Origin of the sequence: uncultured Methylophaga sp., from assembly GCF_947259025.1 — a bacterium.
In the GTDB taxonomy this organism is placed as follows: Bacteria; Pseudomonadota; Gammaproteobacteria; order Nitrosococcales; family Methylophagaceae; genus Methylophaga.
On the sequence record NZ_CAMYKO010000007.1, the window covers coordinates 64,871 to 87,428 of the forward strand.

Annotated in this window: 22 protein-coding genes, 2 tRNA genes and 1 pseudogene; 16 read left to right on the top strand and 9 right to left on the bottom strand. The window is 52.1% G+C overall.

Annotated features, from left to right (window positions below):
• Positions 1 to 882, bottom strand: coding sequence for a fructosamine kinase family protein (locus tag Q0X64_RS12205; protein ID WP_297813483.1), 882 nt, complete (start codon positions 880 to 882; stop codon positions 1 to 3).
• 88 nt (positions 883 to 970) lie between these two features.
• Between Q0X64_RS12205 and rpiA the strand changes: the two genes are divergently transcribed.
• On the top strand, positions 971 to 1,663 hold the full coding sequence (gene rpiA, locus Q0X64_RS12210; RefSeq protein WP_297813486.1) for a ribose-5-phosphate isomerase RpiA: 693 nt from the start codon (positions 971 to 973) through the stop codon (positions 1,661 to 1,663).
• Between the two features lie 234 nt (positions 1,664 to 1,897).
• On the opposite strand, the gene Q0X64_RS12215 is transcribed toward rpiA, so the two are convergent.
• Positions 1,898 to 2,410 (bottom strand): peroxiredoxin, encoded by a 513-nt coding sequence (locus Q0X64_RS12215; RefSeq protein WP_297813489.1) that lies wholly within the window; start codon positions 2,408 to 2,410, stop codon positions 1,898 to 1,900.
• 161 nt (positions 2,411 to 2,571) lie between these two features.
• Here Q0X64_RS12215 and Q0X64_RS12220 point away from each other — a divergent pair, with 161 nt between their 5' ends.
• Positions 2,572 to 3,585 carry a Gfo/Idh/MocA family oxidoreductase gene (locus Q0X64_RS12220; protein ID WP_297813491.1) on the top strand — a complete coding sequence of 338 codons (1,014 nt, stop codon included), beginning with the start codon at positions 2,572 to 2,574 and terminating at the stop codon, positions 3,583 to 3,585.
• Between the two features lie 244 nt (positions 3,586 to 3,829).
• Here Q0X64_RS12220 and Q0X64_RS12225 read toward each other — a convergent pair whose 3' ends face one another.
• From Q0X64_RS12225 to mfd, 7 genes are all read right to left on the bottom strand, one after another.
• Positions 3,830 to 4,888: a PA0069 family radical SAM protein gene (locus Q0X64_RS12225; protein WP_297813493.1), complete on the bottom strand. Its 1,059-nt coding sequence runs from the start codon at positions 4,886 to 4,888 to the stop codon at positions 3,830 to 3,832.
• Positions 4,888 to 5,607 carry an SIMPL domain-containing protein gene (locus tag Q0X64_RS12230; protein ID WP_297813495.1) on the bottom strand — a complete coding sequence of 240 codons (720 nt, stop codon included), beginning with the start codon at positions 5,605 to 5,607 and terminating at the stop codon, positions 4,888 to 4,890. The genes Q0X64_RS12225 and Q0X64_RS12230 overlap by 1 nt, the downstream gene beginning before the upstream one ends.
• 50 nt (positions 5,608 to 5,657) lie before the next feature.
• Positions 5,658 to 6,647, bottom strand: a complete 990-nt coding sequence (locus tag Q0X64_RS12235) for an alpha-L-glutamate ligase-like protein (RefSeq protein WP_297813497.1) — start codon at positions 6,645 to 6,647, stop codon at positions 5,658 to 5,660.
• A complete protein-coding gene (locus Q0X64_RS12240; RefSeq protein WP_297813499.1) occupies positions 6,644 to 8,155 on the bottom strand; it encodes an inactive transglutaminase family protein in 1,512 nt (503 codons plus the stop codon). The genes Q0X64_RS12235 and Q0X64_RS12240 overlap by 4 nt, the downstream gene beginning before the upstream one ends.
• Positions 8,156 to 8,169: 14 nt before the next feature.
• Positions 8,170 to 9,003 carry an ATP-dependent zinc protease gene (locus Q0X64_RS12245; RefSeq protein ID WP_297813501.1) on the bottom strand — a complete coding sequence of 278 codons (834 nt, stop codon included), beginning with the start codon at positions 9,001 to 9,003 and terminating at the stop codon, positions 8,170 to 8,172.
• Positions 9,004 to 9,122: 119 nt separating this feature from the next.
• Complete coding sequence (locus Q0X64_RS12250) at positions 9,123 to 9,890, bottom strand: methyltransferase domain-containing protein (RefSeq protein ID WP_297813503.1); 768 nt, start codon at positions 9,888 to 9,890, stop codon at positions 9,123 to 9,125.
• A complete protein-coding gene (gene mfd / locus Q0X64_RS12255; RefSeq protein WP_297813506.1) occupies positions 9,868 to 13,383 on the bottom strand; it encodes a transcription-repair coupling factor in 3,516 nt (1,171 codons plus the stop codon). The genes Q0X64_RS12250 and mfd overlap by 23 nt, the downstream gene beginning before the upstream one ends.
• Positions 13,384 to 13,622: 239 nt before the next feature.
• Between mfd and Q0X64_RS12260 the strand changes: the two genes are divergently transcribed.
• The 14 genes and pseudogenes from Q0X64_RS12260 (at position 13,623) to Q0X64_RS12320 (ending at position 22,519) form a co-directional block, all read left to right on the top strand.
• The gene (locus Q0X64_RS12260; protein WP_297813508.1) at positions 13,623 to 13,832 is read left to right on the top strand and encodes a hypothetical protein; all 210 of its coding nucleotides are present in this window, start codon (positions 13,623 to 13,625) and stop codon (positions 13,830 to 13,832) included.
• A gap of 13 nt (positions 13,833 to 13,845) precedes the next feature.
• A complete protein-coding gene (uvrC, locus tag Q0X64_RS12265) occupies positions 13,846 to 15,684 on the top strand; it encodes an excinuclease ABC subunit UvrC (protein WP_297813510.1) in 1,839 nt (612 codons plus the stop codon).
• Between the two features lie 88 nt (positions 15,685 to 15,772).
• Entirely contained in the window at positions 15,773 to 16,330 is a 558-nt protein-coding gene (gene pgsA, locus Q0X64_RS12270; RefSeq protein WP_297813513.1) for a CDP-diacylglycerol--glycerol-3-phosphate 3-phosphatidyltransferase, read from the top strand.
• 38 nt (positions 16,331 to 16,368) lie between these two features.
• Positions 16,369 to 16,444, top strand: a tRNA-Gly gene (locus Q0X64_RS12275).
• Positions 16,445 to 16,507: 63 nt separating this feature from the next.
• A tRNA-Cys gene (locus tag Q0X64_RS12280) sits at positions 16,508 to 16,581 on the top strand.
• A 156-nt stretch (positions 16,582 to 16,737) separates the two neighbouring features.
• The gene (locus Q0X64_RS12285; protein WP_297813516.1) at positions 16,738 to 17,949 is read left to right on the top strand and encodes an integrase arm-type DNA-binding domain-containing protein; all 1,212 of its coding nucleotides are present in this window, start codon (positions 16,738 to 16,740) and stop codon (positions 17,947 to 17,949) included.
• A 111-nt stretch (positions 17,950 to 18,060) separates the two neighbouring features.
• Positions 18,061 to 18,435: a hypothetical protein gene (locus Q0X64_RS12290; RefSeq protein ID WP_297813519.1), complete on the top strand. Its 375-nt coding sequence runs from the start codon at positions 18,061 to 18,063 to the stop codon at positions 18,433 to 18,435.
• Positions 18,436 to 18,529: 94 nt separating this feature from the next.
• Positions 18,530 to 18,889 carry a hypothetical protein gene (locus Q0X64_RS12295; RefSeq protein ID WP_297813522.1) on the top strand — a complete coding sequence of 120 codons (360 nt, stop codon included), beginning with the start codon at positions 18,530 to 18,532 and terminating at the stop codon, positions 18,887 to 18,889.
• Between the two features lie 121 nt (positions 18,890 to 19,010).
• On the top strand, positions 19,011 to 19,214 hold the full coding sequence (locus Q0X64_RS12300) for an AlpA family transcriptional regulator (protein ID WP_297813525.1): 204 nt from the start codon (positions 19,011 to 19,013) through the stop codon (positions 19,212 to 19,214).
• Positions 19,214 to 19,642, top strand: coding sequence for a hypothetical protein (locus Q0X64_RS12305; RefSeq protein ID WP_297813528.1), 429 nt, complete (start codon positions 19,214 to 19,216; stop codon positions 19,640 to 19,642). Before Q0X64_RS12300 ends, Q0X64_RS12305 begins: the two co-directional genes overlap by 1 nt.
• Before the next feature lie 3 nt (positions 19,643 to 19,645).
• On the top strand, positions 19,646 to 19,942 hold the full coding sequence (locus Q0X64_RS12310) for a helix-turn-helix domain-containing protein (protein ID WP_297813530.1): 297 nt from the start codon (positions 19,646 to 19,648) through the stop codon (positions 19,940 to 19,942).
• A gap of 16 nt (positions 19,943 to 19,958) precedes the next feature.
• Positions 19,959 to 20,129 (top strand): annotated as a pseudogene (locus tag Q0X64_RS13355) (primase-helicase zinc-binding domain-containing protein); the annotation flags it as partial.
• A 21-nt stretch (positions 20,130 to 20,150) separates the two neighbouring features.
• A complete protein-coding gene (locus tag Q0X64_RS12315) occupies positions 20,151 to 20,954 on the top strand; it encodes a toprim domain-containing protein (protein ID WP_297813533.1) in 804 nt (267 codons plus the stop codon).
• The gene (locus Q0X64_RS12320; RefSeq protein ID WP_297813536.1) at positions 20,951 to 22,519 is read left to right on the top strand and encodes a YfjI family protein; all 1,569 of its coding nucleotides are present in this window, start codon (positions 20,951 to 20,953) and stop codon (positions 22,517 to 22,519) included. The genes Q0X64_RS12315 and Q0X64_RS12320 overlap by 4 nt, the downstream gene beginning before the upstream one ends.
• Positions 22,520 to 22,558 lie beyond the last annotated feature (39 nt).

A 22,558-nucleotide genomic window follows, 5' to 3' on the forward strand; every position in this document is an offset into this window, starting at 1 on the left:
TTAAACTTGAGACAGTAAACGGTCAATCATGGATTCGGCCTGGCCCAGATAGCCACCACCGAATAAATTCAGATGATTGAGAATGTGATAAAGATTATATAGCGTTTTGCGTTGCTGATAACCGCTGTCGACCGGATATTCGTCATTGTAGGCGGTAAAGAAATCAGCGCCGAAGCCACCGAATAACTCGGTCATGGCCAGGTCGGCCTCACGATCACCGTAGTAGCACGCGGGGTCGAAAATCACCGGCTGACCTTGATCATCGCCGGAAGCATTGCCGCCCCATAAATCACCATGCAACAAGGCCGGCGTGGGATTATGGCCGTCCAAAATTTTATCCAGATCAGCCAGTAACTTTTCGCCCTGACTCTGCAGCCGTCCACCAAAGCCATTACCGGCGGCAAAGCGCAGTTGTTGTCCCAGTCTTTCCTGTTGCCAGAAGCTCAGCCAGTCATGGCTGCGATCATTAATCTGCGGCGTACTGCCGATGGTGTTATCCATATGCCAGCCGAAGTACGGCTGCGCCACTTTGTGCATTTGCGCCAGTTGCTTGCCCAGCGTCGTGGTCGCGCCACCGCGCATACTGCCGAGTGGGATGTATTCCAGCGCCAGGTAACTATGGCCGTCAGCGACACCGAAACCAATGACTTCGGGCACTCTGACCGATTGTGTGGCCGCCATTTCCTGCAGGCCATGCGCTTCTGCTTCAAACATCTGTCCCAGGTTGGGACTGTTGACCTTGATGAAATAGGAGGCATCACCGTTATCCAGGCGGTAAGCGCTGTTAATACAGCCGCCACCGATGCTGGAAATAGTGGCATTTTGCAGGTTTTTACCGGTGGCCGTTTCAATTTCGCTGATAATCGCATTGAATTGTGCCATGTGGAATTCCTCTGGTTGCGGCAACTAGACATCGCTTGCCGGAGTGTTAAGCTGAGCATACATTTTGCCAAGCGCGAGGAGGTTGTCAATGACAGCACAGAAAAGCATGAATCCAAAACAACGCGTTGCTGTCCACGCGGCCAATCTGGTGGAAGTCGATATGGTGGTGGGCTTGGGCACAGGCTCCACAGCGAATCTGTTTATTGAGGCGCTGGCCGAACGTAACCGGGATGAACAGCTCAATCTCACCGTGGTCAGTAGTTCGGCCATCAGTGCGGTAAAGGCTGAGCAAGCCGGTCTCAACGTTACTGCTATCGATACGCTAAACCATATTGATATGTATGTTGATGGTGCCGATGAAGTCACGCCGGATCTGACTTTGCTTAAGGGCCGTGGTCAGGATCTGGTGCGGGAGAAACTGCTGGCTTCAGCCGCCGATCAGTTTTACGTGCTGGTGGATGAAGGCAAACTGGTCGAACAAATCGGCGACAAGTTTCCTATCCCCGTTGAGGTCATGCCAGAAGCCTGGAAACTGGTGCTGGGCGAGTTGAAAAAGCAGGGCGGTCACGGCGAATTAAGGCTGAACGCCGGTGGTGATAATGTGGCAGTGACTGCGCATGGCAGCCTGGTGCTGGATATGCACTTTGAGCATGTCGACAGTCTGGAGCTAACCATGATGCTGGATACCATTCCCGGTGTTGTCGAGCACGGTATTTTCAGTGAACTGGCCACCGCCGTGTTCATTGGCGGCGAGCAGGAAGTGGAAGAGCACTGGCGTTAGAGAATTAACCACAGAGCCACAGAGATTATGGCGTAGAAAAAAATCTATCCGCAGATTACGCTGATTTTCACAGATTTATAAAATAGTTTGCCGGAACAGTGATCCAGAAAAATATTAATTGAGATGGTTCTGCCATTTCTTACTATTCTGAAAATCTGTGTTCATCTGCGTTAATCTGCGGATGACCTAGATAAACCTCTGTGTTCTCTGTGTCTCTGTGGTGAGTACCAATATTTACTTCTTCAACTCTTCCAGGATGGTTTCGGCTTTGGATTTGCCGAATTCGCCCGAACCTTCAACGCCGATATACTGAACCACGCCGTCTTTGACGATCATGGCGAAACGATAGCAGCGAACGCCCATGCCACCGCCTGTCATATCGCGATCAAGGCCCAGCGCTTTGGCATACTCGGCACTGCCGTCTGCCATCATGCGTACTTTACCGGTGGCGTTGTTTTCACGGCCCCAGGCTGCCATGACGAAACCATCGTTAACCGCCATGCACCAGATTTCATCGGCACCGGCCGCCTTGATTTCATCGGCATGCGCTACAAAACCGGGCAGGTGCTCAGCAGAACACAGTGGCGTAAAGGCACCGGGCACACCAAAAATAACAACAGTTTTGCCTTTGACCTGTTCACCGACATCCTGTGGCTCGGGTTTCATCGGACAGCCATTTTCCGGGTCAAAATCGGGGCTTTCACTCAGTTTACCCTCGGGCAGGGTTTGGCCAACTTCAATAGTCATAAGACACCTCTTGTTAGTAGTTCAACAGACTTTTCAGCTTAGCACAGGGCATGCGCCTACTAACAAAAAACACGGTTCGCTGACGATGGCCATGGTTTGGTTTTCACCGTTGCTGTGGTTATCATGGCGGTCATTACCGAATCAATAAAAGGAATCCACTCATGGCTGAACAAATACTGCGTTGGGGTATCCTCGGGGCGGCCCGGGTCAACGATAAACTGATGCCCGCCATTGTCGAAGCGAATAATGCCAAGCTGGTGGCGATTGCCAGCCGGCGCCCGGGGGCGGCAGCAGAAACCCTGCAGAAGCATGCGCCCAACGAAAAAGATGCCGAGGCGATGGATGATCCGGAAGCCTTGATGTCACGCGATGATATTGACGCGATTTACTTGCCAATGGCCAATGAAGAGCATGCCGAGTGGGCCCTGAAAGCGATTAATCATGGCAAACACGTGCTGATTGAAAAGCCCATGGCATTGACCGTGGCCGATATTGACGCCATTGAAGCAGCAGCCAAAGCCAATAATGTCACGGTGATGGAAGGCTTTATGTACCGCTTTCATACCCAGCATGATTATGTCAGGGAGCTGATTGATTCCGGCAAGATCGGCGAGGTGCGCACCGTCAAGACCGCCTTTGCCTTTCCGATGAAACCGGCGCGCCTGTATCGCATCAACCGCGATATTGAACACGGCGGCGGGGCGATGTGGGATATTGGCCCCTATGCCGTGCATACGGCCAGACACTGGTTTGATAACGAGCCAGTGGCGGCGACAGCCATGGCTAAACTCAATGAGCATGGCGCCGATGTCAGTCTCAGCGGCATTTTTGATTTTGAAGATGGTCGCTATGCGCATTTTGAGATGAGCTTTGAGCATTGCCGCCGCAGTGAGTATCAGATCCTGGGTACCAAGGGGGGCATTCTCTGTCACGCTGCCTGGCAGCCGCCGACTGAACAGCCATTGATCAGCTACTGGACCGATGAAGGCGAGAATGAAACCATCGCCCTGTCCACGGCCAACCATTTCAACCGTGAAATCGAACATTTCTCCGATTGTGTATTGAATGGCAAAGCGCCATTCCTCAGCTTTGCTGATGCCCGTGCCAACTGCGCTGCCATCAACGCCGCCCTTAAATCAGCGAGTGAGGGGCGTACTGTAAAAGTCGGCGTATAATGCGACTTTTACTAACCACAGAGACACAGAGGGCACAGAGGTTATTTGGCATCATCCGCAGATGACAAAGATGACACCGATTATGCCCAAGCGTTATTGCTTCTCGCTATTTATCAACTCAAGCCAGAGGCTATTAAGCTTGCTTAAAGGCTATTAAGCTTGCTTAAAATAATCTGTGCTAATCAGCGTAATCTGCGGATAAATATATTTATCTCTGTGCCTCTGTGGTTCAAAGCTCTAACCATCAGAATAAATTCATTTGCTGAGGATGAGGCCGGAATAAATCCCGGTTAAGCGGCTGACGCGGCTGGTTCAACCCCAATCTGGTAATGGCTTTGTTAAAGCGCTGGGCGATCATATCGGCATAGAAACCATGGCCTCGCAGCCTGTGGCCGAAGCGGGCATCATTGGTTTTGCCATCTCTGGAGTCTCTTAGCCGGTTCATGACGTGCTCGGCCTTATCGGGATAATGGCTGGCCAGCCAATCTTCGAATAATGCGCTGACCTCTCGTGGCAGCCGCAATAGCAAATATTGTATCGAGCCTGCCCCGGCCTGGACACAGGCCGCCATAATGTTTTCCAGTTCAGTGTCGGTTAACACCGGGATCACCGGCGCGATCAGTACATCGACTGGTATACCGGCATCACGCAGTGTCCGGATAGTTTGCAGACGTCTGTCAGGGCTGGCGGCACGGGGTTCCAGACTGCGAGCCAGCGTTTTATCTAGGGTGGTGACCGACAGATTGACCCGCACCAGGTTATCCGCGGCGAGATCGGTCAAAATATCGATATCCCGTTCCACCATCGCTGACTTGGTGACGATGGTGCAGGGGTGACGGAAGCTTTGTATTACTTCCAGGATCTGGCGGGTAATTCGCTGCTCTCGTTCCACCGGCTGATAGGGATCAGTATTGGCGCCCAATGAAATCGGCGAACATTGATAGGACTTTGCCATTAATTCTTTGCGAAGCAGCGCTGCGGCATCGGGCTTGGCAGTGAGGCGGGTTTCAAAGTCGAGCCCCGGTGACAGGCCCAGATAAGCATGGCTGGGCCGGGCGAAACAATAGATGCAGCCATGTTCGCAGCCGCGGTAGACATTGATGGACTGGCTGAAAGGCAGATCGGGAGAATCATTACGGGTGATGATACTGCGTGGTGATTCAAAATCCAGCTGCGTTTTGCGTGGCGGTAATGCCTGCTCCTGATGCCAGCCGTCATCGATTGACTCGCGCTCAAACTCGCTGAATCGACTGTCCCTGTTATCTGAGGTGCCGCGTCCCTTGATGACGGGAGAACGTAGCATTAATCCGAGAGGTAGTACTCGATAGTCGAGACCACGCGGACTTTTTTGATGTGCGGGTTGTTTTTATCGCGCGGGCGGATGCTGAACTGACCCTGTGAGGCTTTGCGGATTTTACCCAATTGGCTGTCCGAGTCCTGGGCAAACTTCTGCGCCACTTCGCGGGCTTTGCGGGTGGCTTCTTCAATCATGTCCGGTTTGACCTCATTGAGTCGGGTGAACAGGTAGTCTGTCTGTGACTGGTAGTTATTGCCGGTCAGAACAACGCCCTGTTTACCCAGTTCAGACAGCTTACTCATCACCTGTCTGACAGTATCAATATCCTCGGAGTAGACAGTCACGGTCTGAATACCGGTGTAGCGAAACTGAGCGCGGCTCTGATTGCCGTATTGCTGCGCTGATTTGTCAGTGATGGCCGGTGTGCCGATAGTGATATCGTCGCGGTCAATGTCCGCTGAGGTCAGAAAAGCGATAATGGTGTCGGTATTGCTGTCGATGTCCTGATAGAGACTCTGCAGGGTGTTATCGGCCAACGTGAACTGAATCGGCCAAATCACAATATCTGCAGTAAACTCCTGCTCGGCCAGGCCTTTGACTGTGACGCTGCGCTCATATTCCTTGACGTTGATAGCAGCGCTGGACAGCAGTGCGCCCAGTACGGTCAGCCCGGCAAACAGGGCGATGCCCAACACCAGTGCGTTAAATCGTCCGCTCTCCTGCATGACACCCTCCTGGGTAATTGAAGTCGTCTGATTGATTCTAGCAGCTAAGTTTATTTACGGGAAAAATGTTCGCGGGCATAGTCGATGCGCTGCTGAGGCGTCATTTTATGCTTATTGCCCAGAGCTTCAATCTGCCGCAGCCGCGGTACCAGTCCCTCGCCATTGGCGACCTGAATACTGAGGCCGGGCCGGGCATTGAGCTCAAGTAATACCGGACCTTTCTGCCTGTCCAGTACGATATCAGTGCCCAGATAACCCAGGCCGGACATTTCATAACAGGACGCGGCAAGATTTAACAGTTGCTCCCAGTGCGGCACTTTCAGTGTGAGCAGATTGGTGCCGGTATCAGGGTGGAGTAGCACAGGGCGGTCAAATTGCACGGCTTTGAGTGCACTACCATCCCCGATATTCAGACCGACACCCACGGCACCCTGATGCAGATTGGCTTTGCCATTGGAGGCTGAGGTGGAAAGCCGCATCATCGCCATCACCGGGAAACCCTTGAACACAATGACCCGGGTATCCGGAACACCTTCATAGGTATAGCCGGTGAAGCAGTCATCAAACTCAATCAGGCTCTCGATAATCGCTACATCAGCACGACCACCCAACGAGAACAGACCAGCCAGAATATTGGATACATGCCGCTCCAGGTCGCCGATGTTGGCTATCTGCCCATTGGTTTTGTGGTAGCCGTCATCATCACGACGGGTAATGACCATAATGCCCTTACCGCCGCTGCCATGGGCCGGTTTGATACAAAAACCGGGCAGGCTGGCGATGAGGCCGGCCAGATCCTTGACTTCGTGTTGCTCGCTGATCACGCCAATTAAATCCGGCGCGGTAATACCGGCATCAAGCACGATTTGTTTGGTCTGCAATTTGTCATCGACCAGAGGAAACAGGCTGCGGTCATTGTAGCGGCTGATATAGGAAATATTACGCCGGTTCATGCCCAGCACGCCTTTCTGTGCCAGCCGGCTGGGATGGGCGTATCGTTCGCGCACTTCCCGCAACCAGTTTAGCAAGGGTCCGCTCATTTTTTATCCTCAACCATGGGCTTGAAGCGCTTGAGTTCCAGCAGTCGGTAACCGGTGTAGTTGCCGGCCATCAGCACAAAGGCCATGAAGACCAGTTGCAGACCCAGGAAGTTGAAGGTCAGGTGTCGGATCAGTTCATTATTCATGGCCAGATAGGCGAGGATAGCGACCAGCAAAGAGCCGCCGCCCTGAATGACGACCTGGTGCGGGCCTTCCTCTTCCCAGAGGATCGACATCCTTTCAATAGTCCAGGCCAGGATAATCATCGGGAAGAAGGTCACTTTCATGCCCTCGGTCAGGCCCAGTTTATAGGCGATAATCGAGAACAACGCGATCATGCCGATGACCATGATGATCACCGCCGATATTCGCGCCACTAATAGCAGATTCAGATAGGACAGGTAGGAGCGGATCAACAGACCCATACCGACAATCAGCAGAAAACCAACCAGACCGGTCAGCAGGCTGGTTTGGATAAAGGCCAATGCAATCAGCACAGGCATAAAAGTACCGGAAGTCTTGAGGCCGACCAGGATCCGCATCAGCACCACCATCAGCACGCCGACCGGGATCAGCAAAATGCCTTTGAACAGGGCCTGTTCTTCCAGTGGCAAAGTATAGAGCGAGAAGTTGAGCAGTTCATTTTCAGAGAACTTCTGATTCAGCGCAGCGCTGAAAGGCTGTTCCTGTTCGATCATCGAAAAGGTGACCATGGAGTTTTTACCACCGACCACTTCCAGGACCGGTCCTGAGTGATATTCCCATAACAGCAGGTTATCCGGACGCCCCTGATGCCCATTTTCCGGGTGGAATAACTGATAATCCTCACCATCAAATACCTGGATGTAATCAACCAGTTCCTGACGGCGGCGGCCATCTTCCAGTGACAGGGCGTGGACTTGGCGGGCCGGCACGCCGGCCTGTTGCAGCAATTGCACGACCCAGTTTATCTGCGGTTTAAGCTGGGCCAGCAACTCCGCATTCTGAGATTGAATACGAAATTCTTGGATCAGTTCCCGTGCCAGGGTATAAGGCGTGGAAGAGCGTTCCTGAGCACGGTCCAGCAACTGATTGGCGGCCGTGGCGTAGGGTTCTTTTTCGACATTGACCTTGAGTTCCGGCGGCTGGCTGGGTTGCGGCGGGGCGGCATAAGGGTCAAGCAACATATCCACCCGGTAATAGAGCGCTTGTTCGCCATTGGCCTGACGGATTGACCAGTCTGCACGGCTGCCACCGTTCTCTTTTTCAGAATAGGCCAGTCCATAGCCGGGGCTGGCTGTTTGTTGATTTAACTGGGTAAAGCCTGGCTGGGTGTTGGGAATCGCCAGCGAAGCCAGCACTTCATCACCGCTGGCTTCAAATTCGATTTTAGCTTCAATGGACCAGGTCTGGCGGGTTTCTCCCGGTAACCAGGGAATGTCGTAAGTATAGTGACGGTGCAGACTGAGACTGATACCGGCAATGATCAGCAAGCCAACCAGCAGGTAAAACGGTTTGCGTGAAGCCATCAACAGGGTCCTTTTTATTTTTTCTTGCTTTTGCTGACTGCTGCAGGCTGGTTCTGTCCTGCCATGATTTCAGGCTTGGGCTGAACATTTTCCCTGGCGACATCCACCACGGCAACATCGCGCAAAAACTCTCTGCCCAGTAGAATCGGATAAGTCATCTGTGTGCGGTCAGTCAGGGTAAATTCGGCGACTTCAGTCATCTTACCCAACCGAACCGTCAGTGCGGCAACCGGCCGTCGGTCCAGCGTGTCTGATGAAGCCTGGCGAATACGCACATAGCGTACCAGTGGCGCCTCAACTTCGAAACTGTCATCACCGTCATCCGGCGCCAGCTTGAAGCGTACCCAGCGCTTGCCGTCTTTTTCGAATGGCGTGATATCCAGCGCACTGATAGACGAGGTAGTGGCGCCCGTATCGACACGCGCTTCATAGACACGATTGATGGCTTCAATCCACAGCCATTCAACGCGACCCACCACAATTTTATTGCCCAGGTCTTTCGTGCTGCTCGGGGTGGCAGAAGGTTTGGGACACTCGGCGGGTTTGGCAACGACGACCTGCGCGGGTTTGTCGAAATGCTGCTGCAACTGTGTTTGTATCGAAGCCAGGCTGTTGTCGATTTGTTGTTGATTGTTTTCAATCTGCTGTAGTTGTTCACTGTGTTGTTGCTGCTGTCCCTGCCAATCCTGGCACAGGTTAGCGATATTCTCGGTCATTCGTGTTTCCGAGTTGCTCAGTGCAGTGTCCAGTTGTGACTGAGTGAGCGCTGGAGTGGGTGGGGTGCGGTTGATACAGCCGCTGACAAGCAGGCTGCTGACAAGCAGGCAGGGAAGAATCAGTCGTGTCATGTGAATCCTGAGTATACGTTTAGACAGCACAAACTAATTTATTAGTTTAGCAGACTGGCAGCAGGCAAAGCTGTGTGTTGTTAGAAACTTTAGCAGATATGCTCAGCGGCTGTGCTGGCTTAGTCCGACTTTTTCATCAATAAATGCACGTAGCGACCCATATCGCGATAAGTGGGTAGGCGGCAGTAACGCTGTTCCAGAGCGAATAATTCAGCTTCATTACTGTTGTTTTTCGCTTCCCGGTTCAGGTAATCATAAAAAACGCGGATACCGGTGTGGGTCTCTACACTGAAGCCGGCCTTTTCCATCTCAGCCCGTAAATCATGCGGAAACTGAGGGTGCGGCGGCGTCAGTTTGTGGCCCTTACCGATATAATGGTCATCAAGTATCGGCTGTAGTCGCCAGCCACCCTTGAGCACATTTTGATAGACCATGGCATTGCGGTTATAAAACAGCAAAGACAGATAGCCGCCGGGTTTGACTCTCTCCGCTATTGCCATCAGCGAGGTTATGGGGTCGGCAAGCCATTCCACCACGGCGTGGCACAATATCAGGTCAAATTGATTTAGTTGAACTGTCAGAGACTGGGCTGACTGGTGATAAATATCTGCCTCAAAGCCTGCTTCACTGAATTGCGAGCGGGCTTTATCCAGCATCTTTGAAGACAGGTCACAAAGAGTGAGACGGTGGCCGTGCCGGGCCAGCCAAAGACTGATTTGTGCCTGCCCGCAGCCGGCATCCCAAACCGTCAGTGACGGTCTTTTAACAAAGCGTTGTAGATCTTCCTGCAATAATTGCAGCCGCCAACTGCCTTTGATTGTGTCGTAAATGCGGGTCTCAAAACGATCAATTAGATCGTCGAAGTTACGATCCTGTTTTACGTTCATCTTGCTGGGGTAACAGACTGTCCATCAACTGGTCCAACGCCACAATGCGATCTTCGGCTTCCGGCATATCCTCGCTGAAGCGCAGCTTGTCCTGGCCGTCGAGTTTGAATTTCTGCGGTTGTTTCTGGATCAGATTGATAATGGTCATCGGATCGATATTGGGTTCTTCTTCAAAGATCAGACGACCGCCGGCATCATAGACATCGATCTTGCGAATGCCGATTTGCTTGGCTTTAAAACGCAGTTCGTGCACCGCAAACAGGGTTTTGACCTGTTCCGGTAGCAGGCCGAAGCGGTCGATCATTTCTACCTGCAGTTCGTGCAGGGCATCCATATCGGCAGCAGCACCGATGCGTTTATACAATACCAGTCGCGTGTGCACATCAGGCAGATAATCGGATGGAATCAAAGCCGGCACATGTAGGTCAATTTCGACAAAGTGACGGCCATCATTGTTAAAGCTTGGCTCCTTGCCGGATTTCAGGGCTTTGACGGCGCGTTCCAGCAACTCATTGTATAGATTAAAGCCGATTTCCTGCATCTGGCCGCTTTGCTCATCACCCAGCAGTTCACCGGCGCCACGGATTTCCATATCGTGGGTGGCGAGGGTAAAGCCGGTACCCAGATCTTCAATGGATTCAATCGCTTCCAGCCGTTTAACCGCGTCCTTGGTCATCACCTTTTGAGGCGGGGTGATTAAATAGGCATAAGCACGGTGATGAGAACGACCGACCCGGCCACGGATCTGATACAGCTGTGCCAGCCCCAGTTTGTCAGCACGGTCGATAAAGATGGTGTTGGCCGATGGCACGTCGATGCCGGTCTCGATAATGGTGGTGCAGACCAGCACATTAAAACGCTGGTGGTAGAAGTCGAGCATGACCTGTTCCAGTTCACGCTCACGCATCTGACCGTGGGCGACGGCGACTTTGGCTTCAGGCATAATCGCTTCCACCTCGCGGGCAATGCGCTCAATGTCCTCAACCTTATTGTGCAGGAAGTACACCTGGCCGCCGCGCTTGATTTCACGCAGCATGCCTTCCCGTATGCGTTCACTGTCCCAACCCATTACAAAGGTCTTGATGGCAAGTCGGCGTGCTGGTGCGGTAGCAATAATCGACAGATCGCGAATGCCGGAAATCGACATATTAAGGGTTCTGGGGATGGGGGTGGCGGTTAAAGTCAGCACATCGATCTGGGCGCGGAATTTCTTGATCTGTTCTTTCTGGGTGACACCAAAGCGGTGTTCCTCATCGAGCACAAACAGGCCCAGTCGTTTGGGTTCAATATCCTGCTGCAGCAATTTGTGGGTGCCGATGATGATATCCGCATGACCTTCGCTGATGGAGGATTTGACCCGGTCCAGTTCTTTTTTTGAGCGAAAGCGCGACAGCACTTCGACCCTGACTGGCCAGTCGGCAAAGCGGTCTTTGAAGTTTTCATAATGCTGCTGGGCGAGCAGGGTGGTGGGCACCAGAACCAGCACCTGTTTGCCGGAATGTACGGCAAGAAAAGCGGCACGCATCGCGACTTCGGTCTTACCAAAGCCGACATCGCCGCAGACCAGGCGGTCCATCGGATGTTCGGACAACATATCCTTGGTCACGGCATCGATGGCATCCTGCTGGTCGGGCGTGGTTTCAAACGGGAAGGCCGCAGCAAAAGCCGCATAGTCTTCTCCCGGCATCGCCATCGGTGTTTTCTTGTTAGCCGCCCGTTTGGCATAAATTTCCAAAAGCTCGGCAGCCACATCCCGGGCTTTTTCGGCAGCCCGTTTACGTGCCTTTTCCCACTGACTGGTGCCCAGTTTGTGTAAGGGGGCCAGTTCCGGTGCGGCGCCCGAGTAGCGGCTGATCAGATCCAGTGAGGCTACCGGCACATAGAGCTTGTCGCCCTTGGCGTATTCCAGGGTCATGTATTCGGCCGTGACATCGCCGATATCCAGAGTTTGTAGCCCCAGATAGCGACCCACACCGTGATCTTCATGTACTACCGCATCACCCACCGAGAGTTCGGCCAGATTGCGGATAATGGCATCGGTGTCGCGCTTCTTGCGGCTGCGACGACGGCGCTGCATGACCTGCTGTCCGAACAACTGCGCCTCGGCAATGACCGCAATGCCCAGTTCGGGCAGGATCAGGCCCTGCTCCATTGGCGCCACGGTGACCGCCAGTTTGTCATCACCGTCGATAAAGGCATCCCAGTTTTTGACAGTACTGAGCTTGATATCGTGCTGACGCAGCATATCCAGCAGCGTTTCGCGGCGACCGGCACTTTCGGCGGCAAACAGAATGCGGCCGTCAAAACTATCGATAAACTGTTCCAGCGCCTCGCAGGGTTTATCGCGGCGCACATTCATGGTCAGTTGCGGCGGAATGCTGCTGGCATAATTAATATGGCCAGCCTTGCCTTCCTGCTCAAAGCTTTGCAGTTGCAGCCGCTGATAGTGTTTAAAGCGGGAGAACAGATCTTCTACCGGTACAAACACAACCTGCGGCTCCAACAGCGGCCTTTCAATATCGACACGGTGCTGGCGGAATCGCTCACTGATTTCCTGCCAGAAAATGTCGGCACCATGATGGGGATCGGCGACATTGGCGATCATCGTGTTTTCAGGCAGGTAGTCCAGCAGCGTGCTGGTCTGCTCAAAAAACAGCGGCAGGTAATATTCAATCCCGCCCGGCAGGTTGCCATCACTCACTTCACGGTAGATAAAGCTGCGCTGTGGATCACCCTCAAAGTGGCGGCGAAACTGTTGGCGGAACAACTGGATGCCGTCTTCAGTCATCGGGAATTCGCGGGCCGGCAACAGGCGAATCGAATCGATGGTTTTGATCGAGCGCTGGGTTTCCGGATCAAAGGTGCGCAGCGTGTCGATCTCATCATCGAACAGATCAATACGGTAGGGCAGTTTGCTGCCCATCGGGTAGAGGTCGATAATGGCGCCGCGCACGGCAAATTCGCCATGCTCCATCACCTGCGATACATTGCGGTAGCCGGCCTTTTCCAGTCGCTGGCGCCAGCTTTCAATGTCAAACTGGTCACCGGTTTGCAGCATCAGTGTGTTGCCTTCCAGGAAAGCACGCGGTGCAATGCGCTGCATCAGGGTGGCAATCGGTACAAACAAAATGCCCTGCTTGAACTCAGGCAACTGGTGCAGCGTCTGCAGGCGTTCGGAGACGATGTCCTGATGCGGGGAGAAGGTATCGTAAGGCAGGGTTTCCCAGTCGGGAAAGTGCAAAATCGCTTGCTGTTGACTGCCCAGATAGAACTTGGCTTCCATTTCCAGTCGGTGGGCAGTCGCCATATCATCGGTGACCACCAGTACCGGGCCCTCATGTTGCTGGGCAGCTTTGGCCAGCAACAGCCCCTGGGCACTGCCATAAAGCTGACCGGCAGAGAGGGCTTTTTTATTGTCGGCGGGTAACTGCGGATGTAATAGGTTTATCTGGGATTGGCGCACGATTTTTTGCGTATCAGGTAAAGCGGCCATTTTCTCATAAATTGTTGTGCTCTTGTCAGTTCGGCAAAATCAGGGCACATTATTCCCTGCATTTTATAGGGTTTGTTTATCTATTATTGGTGCCGAAGCCGGCACCTGATAAAGATCATCAAACGCTGGGTTGATAACAAAAAAGACATGCCCTTTGCCGGGCCAGACTAATAAAAACAAGGCCATCAGGCACAAGCCATTAAGCATCTGTGCAGCAAGGGAGCGGGAGAGAGACTATAATGAAAAGAATAGAAAATGTGGTATTGCTGAAGGTGATCGGCAGTTGTGAATTGATTGCCGCACTGGCGATGTTTTATTTCTTCCATGAAGATGTGCCGGCTCTTATCGGTGGTGTGATTCTGCTGGGCCTCTCAGCCAACAGCTTCTTCCAGGCACATAAATGTTATCAGCGCCAGTATTCACCTAAGAAAAACAACAAGAGCGAGTAAAGATTGATTGACTATGGCTGAAGCCGACGCGCCACAAACAGACAACGGGTTTGATTCGGCCGCCTTTCTGAAAAATCTGACCAGTCGCCCCGGTGTTTATCGCATGCTGGATAGCAGCGGCACCGTCATTTATGTGGGCAAAGCCAAGAACCTGAAAAAACGCGTTGCCAGTTATTTCAGAAAAACCGGGCTGCCGCCTAAAACGCGAGTGATGGTGGCCCAGATCGCGGCGATTGAAACCACCGTGACCCACACCGAAAACGAGGCCTTAATCCTTGAGAATAATCTGATCAAGGAGTTGATGCCGCGTTACAACATTCTGCTGCGCGACGACAAAAGCTATCCCTACCTGTTTATATCGGGCGATACTTTTCCCCGTCTGAGCCTACATCGCGGTGCCAAGCGCAAGAAAGGCCGTTATTTCGGTCCCTATCCCAGCGCCGGTGCGGTGCGCGACAGCCTCAATCTGCTGCAGAAACTGTTCCCGGTGCGTCAATGCGAAGACAGCTATTACCAGAATCGTTCGCGCCCCTGCCTGCAATACCAGATCAAACGTTGCACCGCCCCCTGTGTGGGGCTGGTTAGCGAAGCCGAATATCAGAAAGATATTGAACACACCATTATGTTTCTGGAAGGCAAGAACCAGCAGGTGATGGCCGATCTGACTGAGGAAATGGAGCAGGCTTCGAGGAACTTGGAGTTTGAGCATGCCGGTGCTGTGCGCGATAAAATTATTGCGCTGCGCCGGGTGCAGGAGCGCCAGTATGTCAGTTCGGCACAGGGCGAGTTTGATGTGCTGGCGGCGATCGTCCGCGATGGCATGGCCGTGGTGGAAGTGTCATTTATCCGTGGCGGTCGTAACCTTGGCAGCAAGAGTTATTTCCCCAAGGGCGCGGCCGACAGCCCGGAAGAATTACTGGAAGCCTTTGTTCCGCAATATTATCTGGGCAAGGACGTGCCCGGTGAAATTCTGCTTAGCCATATACCGGCAGATCTGGCTTTACTGGAAGCCGTGTTGCAGAGCGAATCCGGTCATAAAGTCAGCCTGCGGCAGCCCAAGCGCGGGCAGGGTGTGCGTTGGATGCAGATGGTACAGACCAATGCCGACATCAGCCTGACCCAGCGCCTCAGCAGCCGCTCCAATCTGTTGCAGCGCTTTGAAACGCTGCAGGATGCGCTGGAACTGGATGAACTGCCCAAACGCATTGAATGTTTTGACATCAGTCATACCCGAGGCGAAAAAACTGTGGCGTCTTGTGTGGTGTTCGGGCTGGAAGGGGCGATTAAGGCCGACTATCGTAAATTCAACATTGAAGGTATTACCGGCGGCGATGACTATGCGGCGATGAATCAGGCGCTGAGCCGGCGTTTTACCCGTTTGCAGAAAGGCGAGGGGAAACGCCCCGATCTTCTTTTAATAGACGGTGGTAAGGGCCAGATCAAAGAAGCACAGGAAGTCCTTGCCGAACTCAACCTGAGCGATTTACCGATTCTTGGTATTGCCAAAGGCCCGGAACGCAAGCCCGGTGAAGAAACCCTCTTTCTGGTGGGGCGCGAGGGTGAGGTCACTCTGTCCGCTGACTCGCCGGCTTTGCATTTACTGCAGCAGGTGCGCGATGAGGCGCATCGCTTTGCCATTACCGGTCACCGTCAGCGTCGTGGTAAAGCGCGCAAAACCTCGACCCTGGAGCAGATTGAGGGACTGGGCCCTAAACGCCGGCAGAAACTGTTGCAGCAATTCGGTGGCCTGCAGGAAGTTCAGCGTGCCGGGGTAGAAGCGCTGGCTAATGTCGATGGCATCAGCAAGTCGCTGGCGCAGAAAATTTATGATGTCTTCCATGGTGATAATTAAAGCCCTGTCCGCTACCGGTCTTCAGCGTTTCTGTATCCAACATGGCTTAGTGCTAAGATAACGACGATTTTTATAATAAGTGACGACAATGTTGAATTTGCCCAATATCCTGAGCCTGCTGCGGATCGTACTGATCCCGGTACTGGTGCTGCTTTATTTCCTGCCCTACGAGAGTGCGACTATCTGGGCGACCGGGGTATTTGTGGTGGCTGCGGTGACAGACTGGCTGGATGGTTATCTGGCCCGTAAATGGGATCAGACGTCACCGTTCGGGGCGTTTATCGATCCGGTCGCCGATAAGTTAATCGTTGTTGTGGCGCTGGTCATGATCCTGTTCAAGTCACCGGCCTGGTATGTGGTGATACCGGTGATTTTAATTATCGCCAGGGAGATCACGATTTCCGCTTTGCGCGAGTGGATGGCTGAACTGGGACAGCGTGCTGCTGTAAAAGTCTCCAAGCTCGGCAAGTGGAAAACCACCTTTCAGATGATTGCCATTGGCTGCTTGATTTTCTATAAACCCTTATTCGGATTGCCAATTTTTGAAATCGGCGTGGTGCTGCTCTATCTGGCTGCGTGGCTGACTTTACAGTCGATGTGGAATTATTTACGTGCTGCTCTGCCATTGTTGCTGGATAAGGGTTGACATAAAAATTTAACCCCCTATAATGCTCCACTTCCTCAGCGGGAATAGCTCAGCTGGTAGAGCACAACCTTGCCAAGGTTGGGGTCGCGAGTTCGAATCTCGTTTCCCGCTCCAGAATTCCTAAAAAGCCGCGGTTAGTCGAAGTTACTACTGCGGCTTTTTAGTATTGCCCCCAAGGGCTGGGTGGCAGAGTGGTTATGCAGCGGACTGCAACTCCGTGTACGCCGGTTCGATTCCGACCCCAGCCTCCATTTTCTCTTTTCACACTTCCCCGTAACATCTCAAAACGTTGATATATCAACGTATAACGCTGTTATTTATTCCCCTGACACCTCATAACCTTTCTAGACATACCACCAAAATTGGTGGTAACTTCGGTGGTAACTCCATACCCGCTGGTGGTAACTATGGCTCTCACCGATATTCAGATCAAAAACGCCAAGCCCGAGACCAAGCAATACAAACTCTCCGCTGGCCTTGGCCTGTACCTAATCGTTTCTCCTAATGGCGGGAAGTGGTGGCGCTTTCGCTATCGCTTCGCAGACAAGCAAAAAGAACTCTCCCTTGGCACTTACCCTGATGTGTCGCTCAAAGAGGCTGCGCAGAAGCGTGATGATTACCGCGCAATGGTCAAAAATGGTGATGACCCGCTCTATGAACGGAAACTGGATAAGCTGACCCGGCGCACAGCCTCAGAGAATAGTTTTGAGGCAGTTGTTAGGGAGTGGCACACCAAGCACCAAGGGAACTGGTCAACAGATCATGCTGAGCGCACTCTCACCCGATTTGAAAAAGACGTGTTTCCTTGGATAGGTACACGCGAGACAAAACAGATCGGCGCTCCTGAACTGCTAGCCGTACTTCGCAGAGTGGAAAGTAGGGGAGCGCTAGACACTGCGCACCGAATCCACCAGCAATGCGGCCAGGTATTCCGTTACGCCATAGCAACTGGCAGAGCAGAGAGGGACCCAGCAGCGGACTTGAAGGGCGCATTACCCCCGAACAGAGCAAAGCATCATGCCTCAATTACTGAGCCACAGCAGGTAGGAGCGTTGATGCGAGCAATTAGCGGCTATTCCGGCGCTTTCATTACTGCCTGTGCCTTACAACTAGCCCCGTTGTTATTTGTGCGTCCGGGCGAACTCAGGCAGGCCGAATGGCAAGAAATGGACCTGGAAAAGGCAGAGTGGCGCATACCCGCAGATAAAATGAAAATGGGCGTCATGCACATCGTTCCCTTATCTAGGCAGGCTCTGGCAATTCTCAGAGAGCTTCAGCCTCTCACAGGTGGTGGTAAGTATCTATTCCCCTCAAACCGAACAAAAACACGCCCAATGAGTGATAACACGCTTAATGGGGCTTTGCGTCGCCTAGGCTTCACCAAGGATGAAATGACCGCTCATGGATTCAGGAGTATGGCTTCCACGCTGCTGAATGAGCAGGGCTGGAATAGTGACGCGATAGAACGACAACTGGCCCACAGTGAAAAGAATGGGGTTAGGGCAGCTTATAACTATGCGGAGTACTTACCAGAGCGGAAGAAGATGATGCAGGCATGGGCAGATTATCTGGAGGGCCTGGAAAGTGGAGCGGACGTTATAGCAATTAATAGGGCATAAAATCATTATTTTGGGGGATTTGTTCAAACCTCAAAATGTTTTAGCGTCGGAGCTGGTGCTGGAACCACCAGCCCGACTAATCACCACCATAACTACACAGGAGTTATCGCAATGACTGACAGTAATCTTAAACTTTCAGGTTATGAAATTGAAAACCCAATAGCAGCGCTCATTGATGAGCTAGCGGAAATTGTTTCACCTGCCCGTGTTGCTGGACGCGATATAGAGACCAGGAACAGGCTGTTTAAACTAGCAGAAAATGCGCTCACGGAGCTTGAAATGTGGGGTGAGGCAGTTGGACACATTTCTTGGCTTGCAAGTACACACGGTGAAGCCGACAGGGACACAATTCGCTTTCTTGGTATTACTTCACAAATGCAGGGCCGGTTTCTTACCATCAACCGCTCTGTAGATTCTCTGAGATGGAACACAGTACACAACTACAACAGAAGATCAGGGGATGTGACCTTTATTAATTTTGAGTAAATAGATGATTTACCAAGCCTAGGGTAGCTCCCGAAAAGCTGGCACGTTCATCAGCCTGGCTTGGTTTTCTTTTGGACGATGCGAGGAACGGCGCATGGAGAAGAAGCAATATAAATCATATAGCGTAACTGCTCGAGGTGGCTACGTTATACCACCGGATGAGAAAACGCTTGTAAAAAAATGGGGCGAGACGGAAAGGGGGGAGAGCAAGAATCCGGGGCAGGAGTTAGCAGCACGCAAGAAGAGAAAAAATAAAACCATTAGAGATGACATACGCAGAGCGGCCGGTGAAATGATACAAAGAGGTGGACGCCTAAATCATGCTCAGATGAGCGATGAAATAATAAAAACGGGCATCCAGGGGAAACATGGCCGAAAATTCGTGATGGATGCCGTAAAAGAGGAGTGTGACGCACGTGGACGATCAGACTTGGTATCTGGTCGTAAAAAATAGAGGCTGGTTAACCTCTACGTTAAGGTTAACCTTAACGTAAATAGACACTAGAGAAGGCCCTCTCTCTTGATCAATATTATCACCGTGACTGAAAAAGTAAGAGTTACGGAGGTAATAAGCAATGTCACAATTAATTAAACTGCCTGAGGTTATTAAGTTAACAGGCCTATCTAGTGCTAGTGTCTACAGGCTAGCCGCTGCAAAAAAATTCCCATCACCCATTAAATTAAGTCCAGGGGGACGTTCATCAGCATGGGTTGCCGAAGAGGTCCAGAGCTGGATTGATGAGCGTATAGCCGCTGCTCGTGGTGGTGAGGTGCTGTAATGGCTTATCAGTTGCATATACCTGTACCAAAATCGAGCAGGCAACGTGCAAGGCCCGTGAGTGTTACCAAAGTAATCACGCCAGTCAGTAACTGGAAGCCATGCATAAAAAATTTAAAAGGTCTGATAGCTGATTCTGTCTCCCTCATTGATCAGCGGTTATTGAGAGTCGATAAGTCCATATATTGGCGTGGTGATATGGCTAGGTCTTGGCTGCTTTTCTATCTGACGCAATACCATCAAGTCTCAGATGTTTTTCTCACACAAGCGGTCGGTCTGGCTGACTTGGCTTCAACGGTAAAGTCACTACAAGGGAAAAAGTACAGGGTTCCCATCAATGCCACTGCTGGCACTGATGAAGATCAGCACGGGAATTTGGTTCCATGTGTTTATTACAGCCTTGATGAGTCCTTGGTAAGGGTGGAGTGACTCATGGATGAGGCACTTAAACATCGTGTAAAAATTTTAGAGTATCTGGAGCAGGGCAAACGGCTTACAACTCTATACGCTCGTGAAGAGATGGGTGTGATGCATCCAGGTGCACGGGTTATGGAATTGAGAAGCTCCGGCTACATCATTGAGACTGTTTTGAAAACGGAAAAAGATGCATCAGGGAGGCCTCATCGGGTTGCTGAGTATTATTTAGCTGAACACAAGCCAATAGCAAACCGAGCAGAACAAGGTGATCTCTTCTCTGAAGAAGGGGGGCAGCATGGCGCGAACTTTTGATCAGATTAGACCTTACATGCAGGGGCGCTGGCTTTCCATATTGACTCATCTCGCACCGGCATTGGCTGAAGCTGTAGAGAGATGCCCTAGGCACGTTCCATGCCCCGTTCATGGCGGACGGGATGGGTTCAGGCTATACAAAAACGCTGACGAAACAGGAGGGGGGATCTGTAATAGTTGCGGGTCTTACCCTGATGGGTTCGCATTATTGTCTTGGGTTAATGGCTGGACCTTGCCAGATACGCTTCAGGCGGTGGCAAATCACCTGGGTATTACCGAAGCGGGAAAGAGGGTAAACCTACCACCAAAACAAAGCCCGAGTGATTACGCAGCCAGACAGGAAAAAGCGGCAAAGCGTAAACGTGACGCGCTGAAGTCTGCCTGGCGTTCATTGTTGCCTTTATCTGACAAACAGGCAGAACCGGCCAGACAATACCTCATCAATCGCGGGCTTTCCGATTGCCTGGATCAGCTTCCTGCTGATCTGTTTTATCACCCTCAGCTTGAATATTGGCACGATGGTAAAAGCTACGGGCACTATCCGGCGCTGGTGGCTGTTGTTAGAGGGGCTGATGGTGCTGAGGTCACACTCCATAGAACGTATCTGGATCAGTCAGGGAAAAAGGCTGATGTTCCCACTGTTAAAAAGCTCATGTCACCGGCTACCCCCGGCAGCTCAAGAGGGGGCGCTATTCGTCTTTATCCACCAGCCAAAGAGCTGATAGTGGCTGAGGGGGTAGAGACTGCCCTGGCGTTGCACTTGGCACTAGGGAAACCCTGCTGGGCCTGTGTCAGTGCTGGTGGCCTAGAGGCGGTAGCAATACCAGAGAATGTGGAGCGGGTCATTGTCGGCGCTGATAACGACGCAAACGGGGCAGGCCAAAAAGCAGCCTATGAGTTAACCAACAGGCTGATAAAACAAGATAGGCATATACAGGTAAAGATCATCATTCCTGATCACGTCGGGGCAGATTGGTTGGACGTGTTCAACGGTGAGGAAAAAATAGCATGACAGATAAAATTAAACAGGCAGTGAATGAGGCTAAATCATTCAATACAGGGAGTGTGGAGCATATCTGGCCCACGCCTAAGCCTTTGCCTGATATTACGGCCTCTGGGGACTCTGACGGCTTCCCTTACGAGACATTACCACCAGCATTACTCCAAGCGGCTGAAGAGGTAGCACGCTTTAGCAAAGTACCGTTAATGGCCCCGGCTATATCTGGTTTGGGTACATTGGCGGTAGCTATCGGTAAAAAGGCAGTGATTGAAGAGAGGCCCGGACTGGAACATAACCCGACTTTTTTCTATGTGCTGGTGGCGGGAACAGGTGAGAGGAAAAGCCCGGTATTCAGTTATATGGTTAAGCCATTGGATGATTGGGAGCGACTCAGGGAGCGTGATCACAAACAGGAGTTAGTAGCGGCTAGGCATCACAATGACCTGAAAGACAATCTAATCAAGTCAGCCAAAAGCGCCGCAACAAAAGAGGGAGCAAACCTGGAGCAGATAGCAGACCAGATAGCTGAACTGGAGCAGCAAAAAAAGCCGATCCCGATTAAGCCCTCATTGTTTACGACGGACACCACTGAAGAGAAGCTCTTCCAGAAAATGCACGCGAGGGGTGAAGCCTACGCGATGATGTCAGCAGAGAGCAGGAAGTTTATGGAATCGCTCATGGGAAGTGGCCGCAATGGTGAGGGTACTGGTGACAATCTTTACCTGTCCGGTTTTTCTGGTGACAAAGTGACACGGGACCGGGTAGGCAGTGGCGACGGTGGAGAGGAGCTGGTGATGTATAAGCCCTGTTTAAATGTCACCGTTATGATCCAGCCAGATAAATATCTGGCGCTTGCCAATCATAAGGACTTGAGAGCTTCCGGCCTGATAGCCCGGCTATGGCCTGTTTGGTTGCCATCGCTGGTGGGAGAGAGGATAGAGACATTGGATGAGGCCGGGCTTGATCGGGATAGGTTGAAACCTTTCCATGATCAGGTGACAAGCTTTATTGATGCTGCTCAGCCACTTGATGAGCAGGGAGATATAACCAGACATGAGGCGACATTAAGTGAGGCGGCAAAGCTGGCACGTCTTGAGCTGGCGAACCGTATAGAACGGGCAATGGGTGATGATGGGGAGCTGGCCGACGTTAGGGACATAGCATCAAAGTCAGCCTCACAGATATGCAAACTGGCCTTAGTGCTTCATCTGGCAAGCCAGCCAGAATTGATCAGCCAGCCCAGCAGCCAAATAAGCATTGAGACATGGAACAGAGCAGAAACCCTGGGTAATTTCTTTATGCGGGAGGCTATCCGGTCCCAGCGTGGGGCTGAGGATGGGGAGCACTTAAGACACGCTCGCCGTGTGCTGGACTGGTTGAAGAGAAAGGGGCATAAGGAAATAACAGCCCGCGAGATAGGGCGCAGTGCGCCACGGCCAAAACTAAGTAAATCAGAGCTGGTGGATGTGTTGGGAGTGTTAACAGAGCCTCCCTATCAATGGCTCAAGCAGACAGGGCAGACCAATAAGGGAGCACCTGTTTATAGCGTTCACCCTGACTTATTCCAAAGTGACTGACAATCGCGACACCGCGACGGGGTAGGCACCTGAAACCAG